The sequence below is a fragment of the Novosphingobium sp. genome (assembly GCF_965214355.1).
GTDB lineage: Bacteria > Pseudomonadota > Alphaproteobacteria > Sphingomonadales > Sphingomonadaceae > Novosphingobium.
The window spans coordinates 3390050-3406314 of the sequence record NZ_CBDCBI010000002.1; the positions used below are offsets into that span (position 1 = coordinate 3390050).

Consider the following 16265-nt stretch of genomic DNA (forward strand, 5'->3'; position numbering starts at 1 on the left):
TTAAGCCGTCTCAGTTACGCGCAGGACACCGTGCCCCCGGCGCGCAAGCCGTCGTCGTGATGCCGGTATCGAGGTCCAGCTGGCTGACGTTGTTGTTGCCATAGATCGCCTGGCTGTCACTTGCCGTCATGCTCCCGTCGGCGCCCGGCGCCATTCGCGGCAGCGAGTTGGACCCGAATTGCGCAGCCGCCGGTTGCGCGATCAACAAGGCTTTAGCATTGCCCGGCGCCTGGTTGAACGTGAAAGTGTAATTGCCGCTGGCCGCGGTCAGTCCGCTGCCGACGATTGGGAACACGCCCGGATTGCTGCCGCTAAGGGCCGTCGTCGTCCAGACTGCCGTGCCACCAGTCACTCCCTTGATCGTATCGTTGTTGACCAGCCCGTTTGCGCTGATCGACCCCGTCAGAGCGGGCAGCGGTGCGCCCGGAGCAATGGTCACCGGTGTGGCGACATATGTCACGGTCAGGCTGGCAGGGGTCACCGCCAGATTGGCGCCTGTATAGCGCAGCGTATAGTTGCTGCTGGCGCCAAGCGACCCTTGCGTGATCGCATAGGTGCCGACATTGCTGGCGCTGGTGGCTGTGGTCGCCAGACTGCCGGTCAGCGTGTCGCCGTTGACGAGGCCGGTTTCGGAATACGTCAGCGCCGGATTGGCCGCGCCATACGTGCGTGTCTGGCCGCTGGCCGTGACCGACAGGCTGGCGGGATTGATCGTCAGCGCGCTGGCGTTGGCGGCGGCCTGCACGCTATTGACCGTGTAATTGGCGCTGGTGCTGGCGATGCCGCTGCCGCTGATGCCGTAAGTGCCGACATTGCTGGTACCGTTTGCGGTTGTTGACCAATTGGCAGTCCCACCGACAACATTGCCCGCCGTATCGCCATTGACCAGCCCGGTTTCGCCGACGCTGCCCGACAAGCCGGCCGGCGTGGTGCCATAGGTGCTCGATGCGGCATTGGCGGTGTAGGTAACGGTCAGTGTGGCCGGATTGACCTTCAGTGCTGTCGCGTTGCCCGCGCCTTGTGCAAAGGTCACGTTATAGTTGCCACTCGCGCCTGACAGGCCTGAACCGTTGATCGCATACGTGCCGACGTTGCTCGTCGATGTCGCAGGCGTCGCCCAGGCGGCGGTCCCGCTGGTGACACCGCCGACAGTGTCGTTGTTGACCAGGCCTGTCGCCGAAACCGTGCCGGTCAGGCCCGAAGGCGTCGTGCCATACGTCGATGATGCGGCCGCCGCGTTGTAGGTCACGGTCAGGCTGGCCGGCGTGACGCCCAGATTGGCGCCGGTATAGCTCAGCGTGTAATTGCTGCTTGCGGCGAGCGACCCTTGCGTGATCGCATACGTGCCGACGTTGCTGGCGGCGGTAGCGGTGGTCGTCAGGCTGCCGGTCAGCGTGTCGCCGTTGACGAGGCCAGTTTCGGAATAGGTCAGCGCCGGGTTGGCCGCGCCATACGTGCGTGTCTGGCCGCTGGCCGTGACCGACAGGCTGGCGGGATTGATCGTCAGCGCGCTGGCGTTGGCGGCGGCCTGCACGCTGTTGATCGTGTAATTGGCACTGGTGGTGGCGATGCCGCTGCCGCTGATGCCGTAAGTGCCGACATTGCTGGTACCGCTTGCGGTTGTTGACCAATTGGCAGTGCCACCGACAACATTGCCCGCCGTATCGCCATTGACCAGCCCGGTTTCGCCGACGCTGCCCGACAAGCCGGCCGGCGTGGTGCCGTAGGTGCTCGATGCGGCATTGGCGGTGTAGGTAACGGTCAGTGTGGCCGGATTGACCTTCAGTGCTGTCGCGTTGCCCGCGCCTTGCGCAAAGGTCACGTTGTAGTTGCCACTCGCGCCTGACAGGCCTGAACCGTTGATCGCATACGTGCCGACGTTGCTCTTCGATGTCGCAGGCGTCGCCCAGGCGGCGGTCCCGCTGGTGACACCGCCGACAGTGTCGTTGTTGACCAGGCCTGTCGCCGAAACCGTGCCGGTCAGGCCCGAAGGCGTCGTGCCATACGTCGATGATGCGGCCGCCGCGTTGTAGGTCACGGTCAGGCTGGCCGGCGTGACGCCCAGATTGGCGCCGGTATAGCTCAACGTGTAATTGCTGCTTGCGGCGAGCGACCCTTGCGTGATCGCATACGTGCCGACGTTGCTGGCGGCGGTAGCGGTGGTCGTCAGGCTGCCGGTCAGTGTGTCGCCGTTGACGAGGCCGGTTTCGGAATAGGTCAGCGCCGGGTTGGCCGCGCCATAGGTGCGCGTCTGCGCCGTGGCGGTGACCGACAGGCTGGCCGGCGTGATCACGCCAATCATGCCGGTGGCGCTGTTGGGCAACGCATAGTTCGACAGGTTGGTACCCGAATTGGCCACGAAATTGGCATTGCTGAGGTTGGCCGTGACCGCAATGCCGCTGCCGGCATTGGCCGAACCATACGTGCCGACTGTCTGGTTGACCACAGCACCCTGCCCGTTGGCAAAACCGCTGAGCTGGTAATTGCCCGAGGTCAAAGTGGCGACAGTGGTGCCGTCATAGGTCTTTGAGATCGTGCCGGTCAGGCCGGCAGTAACGGCGATCAGCGGCGCCTTGGTGATGGTCAGTGCGCTCGCGTTGCCGGGATTTTGCGCAAAGGCCACATTGTAATTGCCGCTCGCGCCGATCAGTCCGGACCCGTTGATCGCATACGTGCCGACATTGCTCGTCGACGTTGCAGGCGTGGTCCAGGCCGCCGTGCCACTGGTCACGCCGCCCAGGGAGTCGTTGTTGACCAGGCCCGCCGCCGAAACCGTGCCGGTCAGGCCCGAAGGCGTCGTGCCATAGACCGACGAGGCCGCTGCCGCGTTGTAGGTCACGGTCAGGCTGGCAGGCGTGACGCCCAGATTGGCGCCGATGTAGCTCAGCGTGTAATTGCTGCTGGCGCCAAGCGACCCTTGGCTGATCGCATAGGTGCCGACATTGCTGGCGCTGGTAGCGGTGGTCGCCAGGCTGCCGGTCAGCGTATCGCCGTTGACGAGGCCGGTTTCGGAATACGTCAGCGCCGGATTGGCCGCGCCATAGGTGCGTGTCTGGCCACTGGCGGTGACTGTCAGGCTGGCCGGCGTGATCACGCCGATCATGCCGGTGGCGCTGTTGGGCAGCGCATAGTTCGACAGGTTGGTGCCCGAATTAGCCACGAAATTGGCATTGCTCAGGTTGGCCGTAACCGCAATGCCGCTGCCGGCATTGGCCGAACCGTATGTGCCGACGGTCTGGTTGACTGTCGCGCCCTGCCCGTTGACGAAGCCACTGAGCTGATAATTGCCCGAGGTCAGCGTGGCAATGGTGGTGCCGTCATAGGTCTTGGTGGCCGTGCCGGTCAGCGCCGCGGTGATCGCGGTCAGTTGCGCTTGCGTGATCGTCAGCGCCGTCGCGTTGCCCGTGCCTTGCGCAAACGCGATAGTGTAATTGCCGCTTGCGCCCTGCAGCCCGGAGCCATTGATCGCATACATGCCGACATTGCTCGACGACGTCGCCGGCGTGGTCCAGGCCGCCGTGCCGCTGGTGACGCTGCCGACCGTGTCATTGTTGACCAGCCCCGTCGCCGAAACCGTGCCTGTAAGGCCCGAAGGTGTCGTCCCGTAAACCGACGATGCCGCCGCCGCATTGTAGGTCACGGTCAGGCTGGCGGGATTGATCGTCAGTGCGGCGGCGTTCGCGGCGTTTTGCGCAAACGTCACGTTGTAGTTGCTGCTCGCGGCCGACAGCCCCGCGCCGTTGATCGCATACGTGCCGACATTGCTTGCCGATGTCGCAGGCGTCGCCCAGGCGGCGGTCCCGCTGGTGACACCGCCGACAGTGTCGTTGTTGACCAGGCCTGTCGCCGAAACCGTGCCGGTCAGGCCCGAAGGCGTCGTGCCATACGTCGATGATGCGGCCGCCGCGTTGTAGGTCACGGTCAGGCTGGCCGGCGTGACGCCCAGATTGGCGCCGGTATAGCTCAACGTGTAATTGCTGCTTGCGGCGAGCGACCCTTGCGTGATCGCGTACGTGCCGACGTTGCTGCCGCTGGTGGCGACAGTCGCCAGGCTGCCGGTCAACGTATCGTTGCCGACCAGACCGGTTTGGGAATAGGTCAGCGCCGGATTGGTCGCGCCATAGGTGCGCGTCTGCGCGGTGGCGGTGACGCTCAGGGCGGCGGGCGTGATCACGCCGATCATGCCGGTGGCGCTGGTCGGCAGCATGTAGTTCGACAGATTGGTGCCCGAATTGGGCACGAAGTTCGAATTGCTCAGGCTCGCCGTGACCGCAATACCGCTGCCGGCATTGACCGAGCCATAGGTGCCGACCGTCTGGTTGACTGTAGCGCCCTGCCCGTTGACGAAGCCGCTCAGCTGGTAATTGCCCGAGGTCAGCGTGGCGACGGTGGTGCCGTCATAGGCCTTGGTCGTCGTACCGATCAGCCCGGCCGTGATCGCCGTCAGTTGCGCCCCGCTGATTGTGAGCGACACCGGTACCAGGTTCAGGTCATACCCCTGCTGGTTCGAATAGAGTCCGGTCAGCGCTGCCGTATAGGTGCCAGCGTTGGTCCCCGTGACGTTCGGGTTGGTCGCGGTGCCCAGGATTTCGGCGCTGTTGGCATTGGCAGGCACTGTATAGCCGCTGACCGAATGCGCGTTGCCGTCATAGGTGATGGTGGCCGAATTGCCGGTGATCGTCAGCGGAGCGAGGAAAATACGCAGCAGCGGCGTGGTGCTGCTGTTGTAGATACGCCAGGTATTGGTGGTGCCGCCGGCGTCGTCGATCGCCCAGCCGGCGCCTGTAAACGTCGCCAAATTCTGCATTGCCGCCGTCGTCACACCGGTGCCGCCATTGGTATCGGTCCGGCCAGTGGTCTGCGTGTTGAAGAACGAGGCAGTCACGGTACCCAGGTTCGACCCGACCAGGCCGCCAAGCGCCGTGGCGGTCGAGACCGTGCTCTTTACCGCACCCGTGGCGTAACTGGTGGTAATCGTGGCAGCAACATTGCCGGGCAACGGCGCATTCTGGCCGACCAGCCCGCCCGCGTTGGCTAGCCCCTTCAATGCGCCCGACGTCACCGCACCGGTGGCGTATGTGTCGCTGATCGAATGGTAATTGGCCCCGACCAGGCCGCCGACGAAATTCGCGCCCTGGACAGCACCGGAGGCATAGCTTTGCGAAATTGAGCCATCCGAATTGCCCGCCAACCCGCCGACATTCGATGCCGTGCCGGTTGTCTTGCCAGTCGCGTAGGCGCCGATGACCGTGCCGCTGGCATCGACCTGTCCGACCAGCCCGCCGACATTGATGGTGCCGCTGACGGCACCGGTCGCATAGCTCGCGCCGGCGGCATCGTTGGCGATCGCCCCGCCATTGTCGCCGACCAGACCGCCGGCAATGCCGTTGGTCGGATCGTTGCCGAACACCTGGCCTGTGGCATGACTTCCCAGGATTTTCGCGCCACCGGCGTTGAAGCCGACCAGCCCGCCAACCGACGTGCCACCACGCACCGCGCCTGTCGCATAGCTGTCGGTAATCGTGCCGTAATTCTGGCCGGCAAGGCCACCACCATCGCCGACCGTACCGCTTTGCGTCACGGCGCCAGTGGCAAAACTGCCGGTGATCGTGCTCATATTGGCATTGCTGCCGACCAGGCCGCCGATCACATCGGAGCCCTTGACCACGGCGCTCGAATTCGATCCGCCGATCGTGCCAAAATTCTGCCCGACGAGGCCCCCGGCAAAACCCGCACCGTTTTCGTTGATGGTACCGGTCGAATAGCTGTTGGTGATCGTCCCCTGGTTTTCGCCGGCCAGGCCACCGAGATTGCTGTTGGCGGTGATCGACACTGCGGTCACGCCCAGGTTTTGCACCACGCCGCCCGAACCGATCGCGCCGAACAGCCCGACATTGTCCGCGCTCGGCAGATTGATAGTCAGGCCGTTGATCGTGTGGCCCTGCCCGTCGAGGCTGCCGGTAAACCCGGTGCCTGCCACGATGGTATCGCTGGCATCGGTGCCGATCGGCAGAAAGCCCGCGCCGGCGTTCCACGCCGACGTGCCGGACGCGCTGATATTGCCCGTCACGACAAAGCTGGACGCGAGCAATGCGGCGGAATTGATGCCTTGCAACCCATAGACGTCTGAAATCTGGTAAGGGCTGCCAGCGCTGCCCGCCCCGCCCGTCACGCGCAGAAAACTGGCGCTGTTGGTATCGAAGCTGAAATCCGTGGCCGAAAACGACGGCAGGCTCGCGCTGTTCTGCATCCAGTTGCCGTTGGTCAGGCTGAACATGCCGACATTGACCGCAGCGGTTGCCGTAACAGTGCCCGTCTGCGACACGCCATTGCCTGCGGTCAGCACCAGCGAGCCCGTCAGTGCGGTGATCGGCGCGCTGATCGCAATGTTGTTGTATGCCTGCAGCGTCAGCGAATTCGCGCTGTTCCAGCTGACTGCGCTGGTGATGTTGATATTGCCGCTGCCGGTCGAGGCCGTGCCATAGGAGCTGGGGCTGATCGCCGTGGACGAACCGGTCGCACTCGACGTGCCGGTCGTATCGTTTGCGCCCGATGTCGTCAGGATGACGCTGTTGGTGGCCAGCGCATTGGACAACGATGTCGCTCCCGCCGCATCGATCGTCAGGTCGAGCGGATCGAGCAGCCACGTGCCGGTCTTGCCATGCGTGGCAGCCGTCGTGATCGAAAATCCGCTGAAATCGACGGTATTGCCGGAGGTCTCGATATGACCGCCGTCGCCGGTGGCGCCCGTCGCACGGGCGGACAGCGTGGCATTGCCGGACAGGCTGTCGCCCAGCACCTTGATGTGGCCGGCATTGCCACTGGCCGAATCGACGCTGATGCTGCCGCCAAGATCGATGCTGCCCGAACGGCCGCTCAGGCTTTGCGCATTCACGCTGGCGGGCAGATTGACCATGTTGCGAACCGCATCGCGCGCCGCGCCGCCCGAAACGAGCGCGGCGGAACCGTCCGCCGACAGCGCTGCGCCGCTGGGCAGCGCCACCTGCAGGAAACCGCCGCCATTGATATCAAGCGTGGCTACAGTGCCCGCACCGATGACGACCCGGCCCGCCGGCGCCAGGATCCGGCCCGATGTTGCAACGCTGCCGCCCAGCAGGCCAACAAACCCGCCGCTCGCCGTCGTGATGCTGCCCGCATTGCCGATGCTGCCACCGGTTCCGCTGAACGTGCCTTTGCCCGCCAGGAAATCCTTGTCGGCAAGATCGAGCGTCGAGGCCACAAACCCGCGCCCGACCGAGATCGCGCCGGTCGAAGTGATCTGGATACCATTCGGATTGATCAGGTAGACCGTGCCCGTGGCCGTGATATCGCCCGCGATCACCGACGTGGTGTTGCCAGTGACGCGGTTGAGCGTCGCGCTGTTCACCGTCGGCTGGACAAAGACGACTTTGTCGCCTGCGCCGACATTGAAGCTCTGCCAGTTGATCACAGCATTGGCCGATGACTGATTGACCGTCAGCGTCGAAGCAGTGCCGGCAATGCTGGCATTGCCCGCGGCAACCGTACCGTTCGACGGTAGCGCGTTGGCAAGGGCCGCGCCGCCGGACGATGTCGCGAAAAGAGCCAGCGCGCTGGCGGTCAGGTTCAGTTTATACCGGGAAAGACGCATGGACGCGCTCCTGTAAATATCGAATGCGTCAGAGACGGAATGTGAGATTGACCGAGACACGCGTCGGGTCGATCGATTGCCCGGCCCCTGCGACGCCGGGGGCGCGCGTGATGTGGCCATGGCTGACTTCGACCGAACCGACCGTCGTCACGCCGCTGGTGGCCGGCGTGATCAGCAGCCGCAGCCCCCCGCCGGCCGACCAGCTATGCAGATCGGCTGTCTCCACGATCGTGGGATCGGACACGTGCCCATACCCGATCACGCCAAAGCCATAGGGCGTGATGACGGCATTGCGGCCGCCGACCAGGATCGGATGCGTCAATTCGAGCCGCCCGGTCACACCGCTGTCGACATTGATCGAACCCAGCGCAAACGCAGACAGCGCATCGCTGCCGTCGAGCGAAAATTCGGCTGCTGCGGGCAAGGCGCCGGTAAAGCTGGCCTGCCCCCGGATGACGCCCGACATGGCAAACCCGGCGCCGATCTGGTCATCGATACTCAGGTGCGCATTGGCCTTGCGAAAATCGGGCTCGGAACCCTGGCGCGACAGACCGATGCCGCTGCGCATCGCATCAGCCTGGGTGCGCGCGCCCAGCCCTGCAAAGCCGACGCTGACCTGGCCGTCGGCGCCGACGATGGCGGCCTGGCCCACCGACCGGGAATAGTTGAGGCCCAGCGTGGCAAACCGCAGCCGGTCCTTGCTGATTTCGCCGAGATCGGTGATCGCCTCGCGCTCGCTGCTCAATTCGAACCCGCCGGTCAAGGTCAGGTTTTCGCGGCGGCTGCGCACGATCGGATAATTAGCGCGCAAGGCCACGCGTTCGAACACGCCGGTCGTCGGCGCACCGCCGCGCGGCGCGGTATCGACCCGGGTGTATTCGGGATTGATCGCCAGGCCGTCGTTGCCGATCGGCACGATCGCGCCGCCCGCCACGATCCGCCGGCGCGGCGCGCTGTCGAACAGATGATCGAAATCGGGCCCGTTGGTCAGCGTGCCGTAAATCTGCTCGCCCAGCCCGAGCACGGAATTGAGCGAAGCCGAGACAGTAAACGCCTCGTACTGATAGGCGCGGCCAAGGGTGTTGTCGAACCCGAGACTGGCCGAAACCGGGCGATACTGGCCCGACACCACGAGTGTGGTCGCACCGACCGCCGCACCGCGCACCAGCGCCGAACGCAGGCGTACGCCTGGGGTGTCCCCCGCCAGCAGCACGTGGCGTTCGATCTGCGGCAGCGTCAGCCCGCGTTTGCCAATCAGCAGCGCCAGCCGCCGTCGCACCGCCTCGCGCACCGGCCCGGGCAGCGCGGACACATCGACGCTTTCGATAAACCCGTCGACGATCAGAAAATGCACCGCGCCGCCATCGGCAAGGTGCTGCGGGGGCAGGGTAACGCGAGTCAGCACCTGGCCCGCGCGGCCAAAGCTGGCCTCGATCCGGCCGGCAGCGGCATAGAGTTCGGCCACGCTGACCGTGCGGCCCGCCAGGCCATTGCGTTCCTCGACGACAGCCTTGTCCGCAGCGGGCGGCAGCGTCCTGTCCAGCCCTTCGACCACCACGCCTCCGACTTTAAGCGTCAGCGCATCGGACCCGGCCGGCGCAGACGCAGACGCGGTCGCCGGCAGGTCGATCGAACCATCGGGCTGCGCGCGCACCGGCGCCAGGCTGTCGGGAACGACTCGGCTGGGTGACGGCACGGATTGTGCCAGCGCGGCCGGCGCGACAGCCACGCCCGCAGTGGCCAGCAGCAGGCCCGCCGACAGACGAAACCCGGCCGGCACGCCAACGGAATGCGCTGTGCGCATACGTGTCACGAACGAGGCAAAGGCCCCGAAATTCCCGGTTATTGAACGCCCAATTGGCATGATGTTTCCCGCATTGACTTCCGCCGCCAGCGAACCCCCACAGCGCACGGAACAGCATTGCCCTGTTCCCGAGGGCAATGCCGCTGATTGAGCAGTTAAGTATGCAAGTTTTGTGACAGCGGACTGACGACACTGCAAAAACGCGGCCGGCCCAGAGAAGCATTGCGCAAGCCCGCCAATGATACGCGCCTGATTTATGACAATTAGGCAAGGACCGTCTCGCAATTGTAACCTGACGGTTCTTTAGCGGCATCCCTGGGATGCCTGCCCAATCTTCAGATTGGCAGATCCATCACGCCGGATGGGGTCCGGCGTACTTTCATGGTTCGGTAACGGCCCGATCACTCTGTATTCCGGGCAAATTCCGGAATTATGACTTGGGATCGGCGTGGCGTTTTGTTTGGGGTGTTGGGCGATATGCTTTTCCGCAAGCCGGGACGACTGGCCGGCGCATGCCCGCACCCGGCGTTCGGGTCACGCCGGGCAGCGCGCTGATGCCCAAACGCAGCCAGGTCGACACCGGCGCCCCCGCTCCCGTCAGAAGACGCACCAATCGCAAACCCGCGCCGCGCATCGCTCCGGCGAACCAGGTCGCGCCAAGCGAAACCGAACGCCTGCTCTGCGCGCCAGACCCGTTGGGGGCGATCGATGCAATCCTGCCGCGCAATGCCGGTGCATGGACGATGCAGTTGCGCGGGCTCGACAGTTTCACCGAACCCGAGGCGCCGCGCGCACCGATTCGCATCTGCATTGCGGCCGAACAGATCACCGGGCCGGTCCGCAACGGCGGCATCGGCACGACATATGCCGCGCTCGCGCTGCTGCTGGCCGATGCCGGGTTCGATGTCACCGTGCTGTATCTGCGCGGACAGGAATCCGAGATCAACACGATCGATTTCTGGATCGCCGATTACGCCGCCCAAGGCGTGAAACTGGTGCCGGTGCCCGACTATGCCACCGCAGACCGGTTCGTTTCGGGCGCGGATCGCTGGTTGCGCGCGCCGTACAACATGCTGCGCTGGCTGATCGAGCATCCGATGGATGTGGTGCACGTGTCGGAATGGCGCGGCAGCGGGTATCTGGCGATGCTGGCCAAACGCACTGGTATCGCCTGCACCGACACGCTGTTCGTGGTCAAGACGTCGAGCCCTTGGATGTGGAACCGGCTTTATGGCTCTAACCTGGTCGAGCGGGTCGACGATCTGGTCAAGATCCACGCCGAACGGCAGAGCGTCGAACTGGCCGATGTGGTGATCGGCGGCAGCCTGCATCTGCTGCGCTGGATGGCCAGCCAGGGCTATGCGGTGCCGCAATCGCGCGCCTTTGTGCAGCCCAATGTGGTGTCGTTCGATACGCTGCAGCCGCTGATCAACACGCGCGCACTGCCGCATGGCACCAGAACGCCGATCGACGAATTCGTGTTCTTCGGCCGGCTGGAGGCGCGCAAGGGCCTGTTCGTGTTCTGCCAGGCGATCCGCCGCCTGATCCGCAAAGGCGTGGCGCTGCCAGCGAAAATTACCTTCATGGGCAAACCCGGCGCCCGCCTGCCGTCGCATCCCGATCAGGATACGCCCGATTTCATTCTCGACGTCAGCAAGGACTGGCCGTGCGAGGTGCAGATCATCTCGAGCTATCAGCAGTACGAGGCGATCGAATATTTGTTGAGCGGCAAGCGGCTGGCCGTCATGCCTTCGATCATCGAAAACAGCTCGATGGCGATCTACGAGGCCGCGATTTGCGCCATTCCGGCTGTCGCAACCAATGTGGGCGGCAATGCCGAACTGATCGATGCGGGCGACCACGCGGCGGTGCTGTGCGCGCCGCACCCGGTTTCGCTGGGTGACCGGCTGGAACAGGCGCTGACGCTTGGCGGCATGGTGCCGCGTCCCAGTTTTGACAACCATGCCAATCTGGCAACATGGCGCAGGTTTCACCGGCAATTGAGCGCGGGTCTGCGCGAAAAGCTGCTCGATGCCACGCGTGCGCAGCCCGCCGCGATCGATGCGGTCACGGCGGTATGCATCTATTTTACCGGCGACGCCGATGCCTTGGACGCCACGCTGGCCAGCCTTGCCGCGCAGAGCCCCGCACGCCCCGCGGTGGTGGTCGCAGTCGATGCCGTCAGCAACGCCGATGGCGAAACCGCCGCAGCGTTGATGCTGAGACACGGGTTCGACCCGGTGCTGGTCGACGCGTTCGATCTCGATGCCGGGCCGGCATTCAACGCCGCCGCCGCGCGCGCCGCGGCGCCCTGGCTGCTGTTTGTATGGGAAGGGGCCACTTTGGTTCCTTGCGCGCTGGGCGAACTGGCGCGCGGCGCGGCGTGCGCGGGGGCCGATGTCGTCAATTACCTGGTGCGCGCGGTCGATCCAGCCGGCCTGTCCGGCACAATCGGGCCGCTGCACGCGCGGTTGATCGTCAGCCCGTCGCACAGCTTTTTCAGCAACGACATCGGCGAAATGCCGCTGTTCGTCCGCCGCAACGCCTTTCAGGCTTTGGGCGGGTTCACCACCGACTACCGTGTGACCGGCTATGACCACGAATTCGTCGCCCGCGCGCTGCTGGCCGGGACCGTGTGCCAGACGGTGCTGCGCGAATTCGGCAGCATCGTCCCGCGCAGTTCGGACTGGCTGCGTCAGCGCGGGTATGACGCAGCGGCCGGCCGTTTTCGCGCGATCCGCCCAGGTCTTGCCGCAGCGCCGCTCGCGATGCGTGATGCGATGCTGCTGGCGCGCGGGCTGCAGGCACGCAGCGGCAGCAAGCCGCGCCAGGTTATCGATCCCGCCACGCCCGAAGGCATGCTGGTGCGCATGATCGCCGGCGTCGCCACCGAAGAGGCCGCCGCCGCGACCGACCACCCCGTGGCCAAGGCGGAACGTCGGGCAGTAATTGCCTCCAAGCCCAGATCTGCAAAACCCCGCACCCGAAACGAACCGGATCCATTGACCGACGGCCTGGTCAAGGCGGGAGAGCGGCTTGGCGCCAAGATATCCGCGCGCGCCGAAACCGCGGCCCCTGCGCCGGCCCGTCCCCGTGCCAAACCGCGCGCCATGCCGGCCCAACTGCGCGCGCTGGTCCAGCGGCAGGAGGCGGCGACCGATGGGACGCGCATCGGCCAGGTCTTGGGCGTGTACGAAGGCCGGCTGTATGGCTGGGTCACCGATCTGGCCAATCCTGCCGAACCGGTCGGCGTGGAATTGATCATCGATGGCGCGCGCGGCGTATGGCAGGGGCAGCTCGCGGATCGCAGCTTTGCGCCATTTGCGGCTTTGCCTGGCGAGGCGGCGCGGCATGGCTTCGTCATCGACCTGCCGCCGTCGCCGGCTGCCAGCAAGGGCGCGATCGGCTATGCGGTCGCGGCCACCGGCGGCGGGCTGGTGCTGGGCGACGGGCTGGTGCTGCCCCGCGCCAGCACAATCGAAACATGCGGGATCGACGCCGGTTGCCTGCCGGGCGACGATGGCGTGGTGCGCGGCTGGGCGCGGCGGATCAAGGACGCGGCACGCCCGGTCGATGTCGCGCTGTTTGCCAATGGTGTGTTCCTGGGCCGCGCCCGCGCCGACCAGCCATCCGCCCAAGGCGCGTTCGGCTTTGCGCTGCCGGTGCCACGCCTGTTTCGCGAAGCCGGGCGCCACCGCATCGATGTCGTGATTGCCCGCCTCGGCTTGCCCTTGCCCGGCCTGCCGGTCTGGATCGAGGGCAGCAGCGTCGCAGTGGCGAAGTTGCGCGCAAAACCGCCGCCCACCCGTACGAAAGCCGCAAAATGATCATTCTGGTAACCGGCGGTTGCGGCTTTATCGGTGCCAATCTGGTTCCGTTGCTGGAGGCGGCCGGGCATGATGTCCGCGTGTTCGACAGCGAAATTGTCGGCAAGCGCGCGCACCTGGTGAATTTTGCCGGCGAATTCCTGTCGGGCGATATCCGCGATCCCGCCGCGCTCGATGCCGCGCTGGCGGGCGTCGACGTCGTGATCCATCTTGCCGCCGATACCCGCGTGATCGATTCGATTGCCGATCCGTCCACCAATTTCGACGTCAACGTCGTCGGCTCGTTCCGCCTGCTCGAAGCGATGCGCGCACGCGGCGTGCGCCGCATCGTCAATGCCTCGACCGGCGGCGCCATCATTGGAGAGGCAGAGCCGCCGGTGCACGAGCGCATGGTGCCCAACCCGATCGCGCCCTATGGCGCGACCAAGCTGGCGGTCGAAGGGCTGTGTTCGGCCTGGGCAGGCAGCTACGGCTTTGCCGCGATGTCGCTGCGGTTCGCCAATGTCTATGGCCCGCGATCGTATCACAAAGGTAGCGCGGTGGCGCAATTCATGCGGCAGGCGCTGCAGGGCGCACCACTCCAGATCTATGGCGACGGAGAGCAGACCCGCGATTTCGTGTATGTCGGCGATCTGTGCCGGGGCATCTTGCGTGCCATCGAGAGCGGGCAGTCGGGCGTGGTGCAACTCGGATCGGGTGTGCCCTTGTCGATCAACCAACTGATCGCCGCGATCGGCAAAGTTGCCGCCCCGCTGCCGCTGACTGTTGCATATCATCCGGCGCGCGCCGGCGAAATCGCACGAACCTGGTGCGATATATCGCAGGCCCGGGCGCGCCTTGGGTTTGCGCCCGATACGAATCTGTCCGCAGGTCTGGCAGCGACATGGGCGTGGTTTTGCACGCGCAGCGAGTCCGCGATCGGGATTCCGGCACCATTGGGACCGCAACAGAATTCCGAAGTGTAACAGCTTTGTCGCACCTCTGTCACACTGATAACTTAGCGACGAACCACTGATTGCACTGCAAGACTCGTGGTTACCAAAACGTCCTGCAGTGTTTTTGATTCTTATGTGGTGTAGGGGCCAGCGCATAAGAAATGCTTAAAAAATATGCTTGTTGATTTATCAATCAGCAGCGTTCGGGGGAAAAATTTCGCAAATCATGTTCGCACGCGAATCTTGAGCCCTTATGCTCGCGTTCGGCGGACCATCGAAATTTTTCTGTCATGTTGGTTGTGATGGCTATTTCCGGCCACGCCCAGTTTTTTACGTTCTCTTGACGGAGTTTCTAGGCATGCTTCTTTTCATCGATGAACCGCGCAATATCAAAATCGTTCGCCAGGATCCGGATGGCGGCGCGCGCGTGCCGCTGGGCAAGATCAAAAAGCAGGAACTGACCGTTCCCGAAGATATGGCAACGCAGCTCAAGGGCACTGAGCTCGAAGAAATCGAATCCGCGTTCGACCTGCTGACCGAAGGCGAAGCCTGCCGGATCAAGGGCACCGTTGCCGGATTTCCGATCACGATCCGCGAAGTGCTGTCGTACTACAAGGACGTTGCGACACCGGCAGAGCAACGCTGGATCCTCAGCGCGATCCTCGAAGGCCTGCGCCAGGTGCGTCGCCACGATCGCGAACACGCTGCCTGATTGTCATCACCGGGCTGAACCCCCGGTCGTCGATTGTAGAAAGACTTAAGGCATTTTTTTCATGGAAACGGTCCTCGTTCTCGGCGGGGACGGGTTTTGCGGCTGGCCGACAGCGCTTCACCTGTCCGACATCGGCTATGATGTGGTTATCGTTGACAACCTCTCGCGCAGAAAGATCGACATCGATCTGGAGGCCGTTTCCCTGACTCCGATCCGTCCGATCGGCGTCCGACTGGATGCCTGGCGCGAGGTAAGCGGCAAGACGATCCGGTTCGAAAATCTGACGATCGGTACCGATTACGATCGTCTGCTCGAGCTGATCCGTCGCGAACGCCCTCGCGCCATTGTCCACTTTGCCGAACAGCGCGCCGCGCCGTATTCGATGAAGGGGGCAAAGGAACGCCGCTACACGGTAAATAACAACCTCGGTGCCACGCACGACGTGCTGTCGGCGATCGTCGAAAGCGAGCTGGATATTCATCTGGTCCACCTGGGCACGATGGGCGTCTATGGCTATGGCACCGCGGGCATGGCCATTCCCGAGGGCTACCTGCCGGTCAAGGTCGATACCCCCGAAGGCGAAAAGGCCATCGAGATCCTGTACCCGGCCAACCCGGGCAGCGTCTACCACATGACCAAGGCGCAGGACGCGCTGTTCTTCTGGTATTACAATCGCAACTACAAGCTGCGCGTCACAGATCTGCACCAGGGGATCGTGTGGGGAACGCAGACCGCACAGACCAGCCTGGATGAACGGCTGATCAACCGGTTTGATTACGATGGCGACTATGGCACCGTGCTCAACCGGTTCCTGATGCAGGGCGCCATCGGCCATGCACCGACGGTGCACGGCACCGGCGGCCAGACGCGCGCGTTCATTCACATCCGCGATACCGTGCGGTGCATCGAACTGGCGATCGCCAATCCGCCAGCCACCGGCGAACGGGTCTCGATCATGAACCAGATGACCGAAACCCACCGGCTGATCGATCTGGCGCAGATGGTTTCGACGATGACCGGGGTCAATTACGTCCTGGTGCCCAATCCGCGCAACGAAGCGGCGGAAAACGGCCTGGTAGTGTGCAATGCCTCGTTCCTGAAGCTGGGCCTCAATCCGACCCGGCTGGAAGAAGGCCTGGCCGACGAAGTGACGAGCATTGCGCGGCGGTATGCCCACCGCTGCGACGTTTCGAAAATCCCGTGCGTATCGCAATGGACGCACGAACGCGAAGTACCGCAAAGCCCGCCAAACCTGGTGCTGGTGGCCAATCCCACCCACACCGATTGTGCGACACAGGACCTGATACTGGTCGCAGTCTAACCAAACGCCGGGGGGCAGGTTTCGGGCAAAGCACCA

General features: G+C 64.4%; 6 protein-coding genes. 4 read left to right on the top strand and 2 right to left on the bottom strand.

Features of this window, described 5'->3' with window-relative positions:
* Positions 1-10: 10 nt before the first annotated feature.
* Positions 11-7630, bottom strand: a complete 7620-nt coding sequence (locus ACOOE2_RS15675; RefSeq protein WP_420383925.1) for an MBG domain-containing protein — start codon at positions 7628-7630, stop codon at positions 11-13.
* Between the two features lie 28 nt (positions 7631-7658).
* Positions 7659-9434: a ShlB/FhaC/HecB family hemolysin secretion/activation protein gene (locus ACOOE2_RS15680; protein ID WP_420383926.1), complete on the bottom strand. Its 1776-nt coding sequence runs from the start codon at positions 9432-9434 to the stop codon at positions 7659-7661.
* Between the two features lie 512 nt (positions 9435-9946).
* Between ACOOE2_RS15680 and ACOOE2_RS15685 the strand changes: the two genes are divergently transcribed.
* The 4 genes from ACOOE2_RS15685 (at position 9947) to ACOOE2_RS15700 (ending at position 16229) form a co-directional block, all read left to right on the top strand.
* A complete protein-coding gene (locus tag ACOOE2_RS15685) occupies positions 9947-13261 on the top strand; it encodes a glycosyltransferase (protein ID WP_420383927.1) in 3315 nt (1104 codons plus the stop codon).
* Positions 13258-14226, top strand: a complete 969-nt coding sequence (locus tag ACOOE2_RS15690; RefSeq protein ID WP_420383928.1) for an NAD-dependent epimerase/dehydratase family protein — start codon at positions 13258-13260, stop codon at positions 14224-14226. The genes ACOOE2_RS15685 and ACOOE2_RS15690 overlap by 4 nt, the downstream gene beginning before the upstream one ends.
* A gap of 328 nt (positions 14227-14554) precedes the next feature.
* On the top strand, positions 14555-14908 hold the full coding sequence (locus ACOOE2_RS15695) for a hypothetical protein (RefSeq protein ID WP_420383929.1): 354 nt from the start codon (positions 14555-14557) through the stop codon (positions 14906-14908).
* 61 nt (positions 14909-14969) lie between these two features.
* Positions 14970-16229 carry an NAD-dependent epimerase/dehydratase family protein gene (locus tag ACOOE2_RS15700; protein WP_420383930.1) on the top strand — a complete coding sequence of 420 codons (1260 nt, stop codon included), beginning with the start codon at positions 14970-14972 and terminating at the stop codon, positions 16227-16229.
* The last annotated feature ends 36 nt before the right edge of the window (positions 16230-16265 follow it).

Bases quoted from the DNA above. Each gene is read 5' to 3' on its own strand.
- ACOOE2_RS15680 (WP_420383926.1), bottom strand. From the start codon at position 9,434: ATGCGCACAGCGCATTCCGTTGGCGTGCCGGCCGGGTTTCGTCTGTCG.
- ACOOE2_RS15700 (WP_420383930.1), top strand. From the start codon at position 14,970: ATGGAAACGGTCCTCGTTCTCGGCGGGGACGGGTTTTGCGGCTGGCCG.
- ACOOE2_RS15675 (WP_420383925.1), bottom strand. From the start codon at position 7,630: ATGCGTCTTTCCCGGTATAAACTGAACCTGACCGCCAGCGCGCTGGCT.
- ACOOE2_RS15685 (WP_420383927.1), top strand. From the start codon at position 9,947: ATGCCCGCACCCGGCGTTCGGGTCACGCCGGGCAGCGCGCTGATGCCC.
- ACOOE2_RS15695 (WP_420383929.1), top strand. From the start codon at position 14,555: ATGCTTCTTTTCATCGATGAACCGCGCAATATCAAAATCGTTCGCCAG.
- ACOOE2_RS15690 (WP_420383928.1), top strand. From the start codon at position 13,258: ATGATCATTCTGGTAACCGGCGGTTGCGGCTTTATCGGTGCCAATCTG.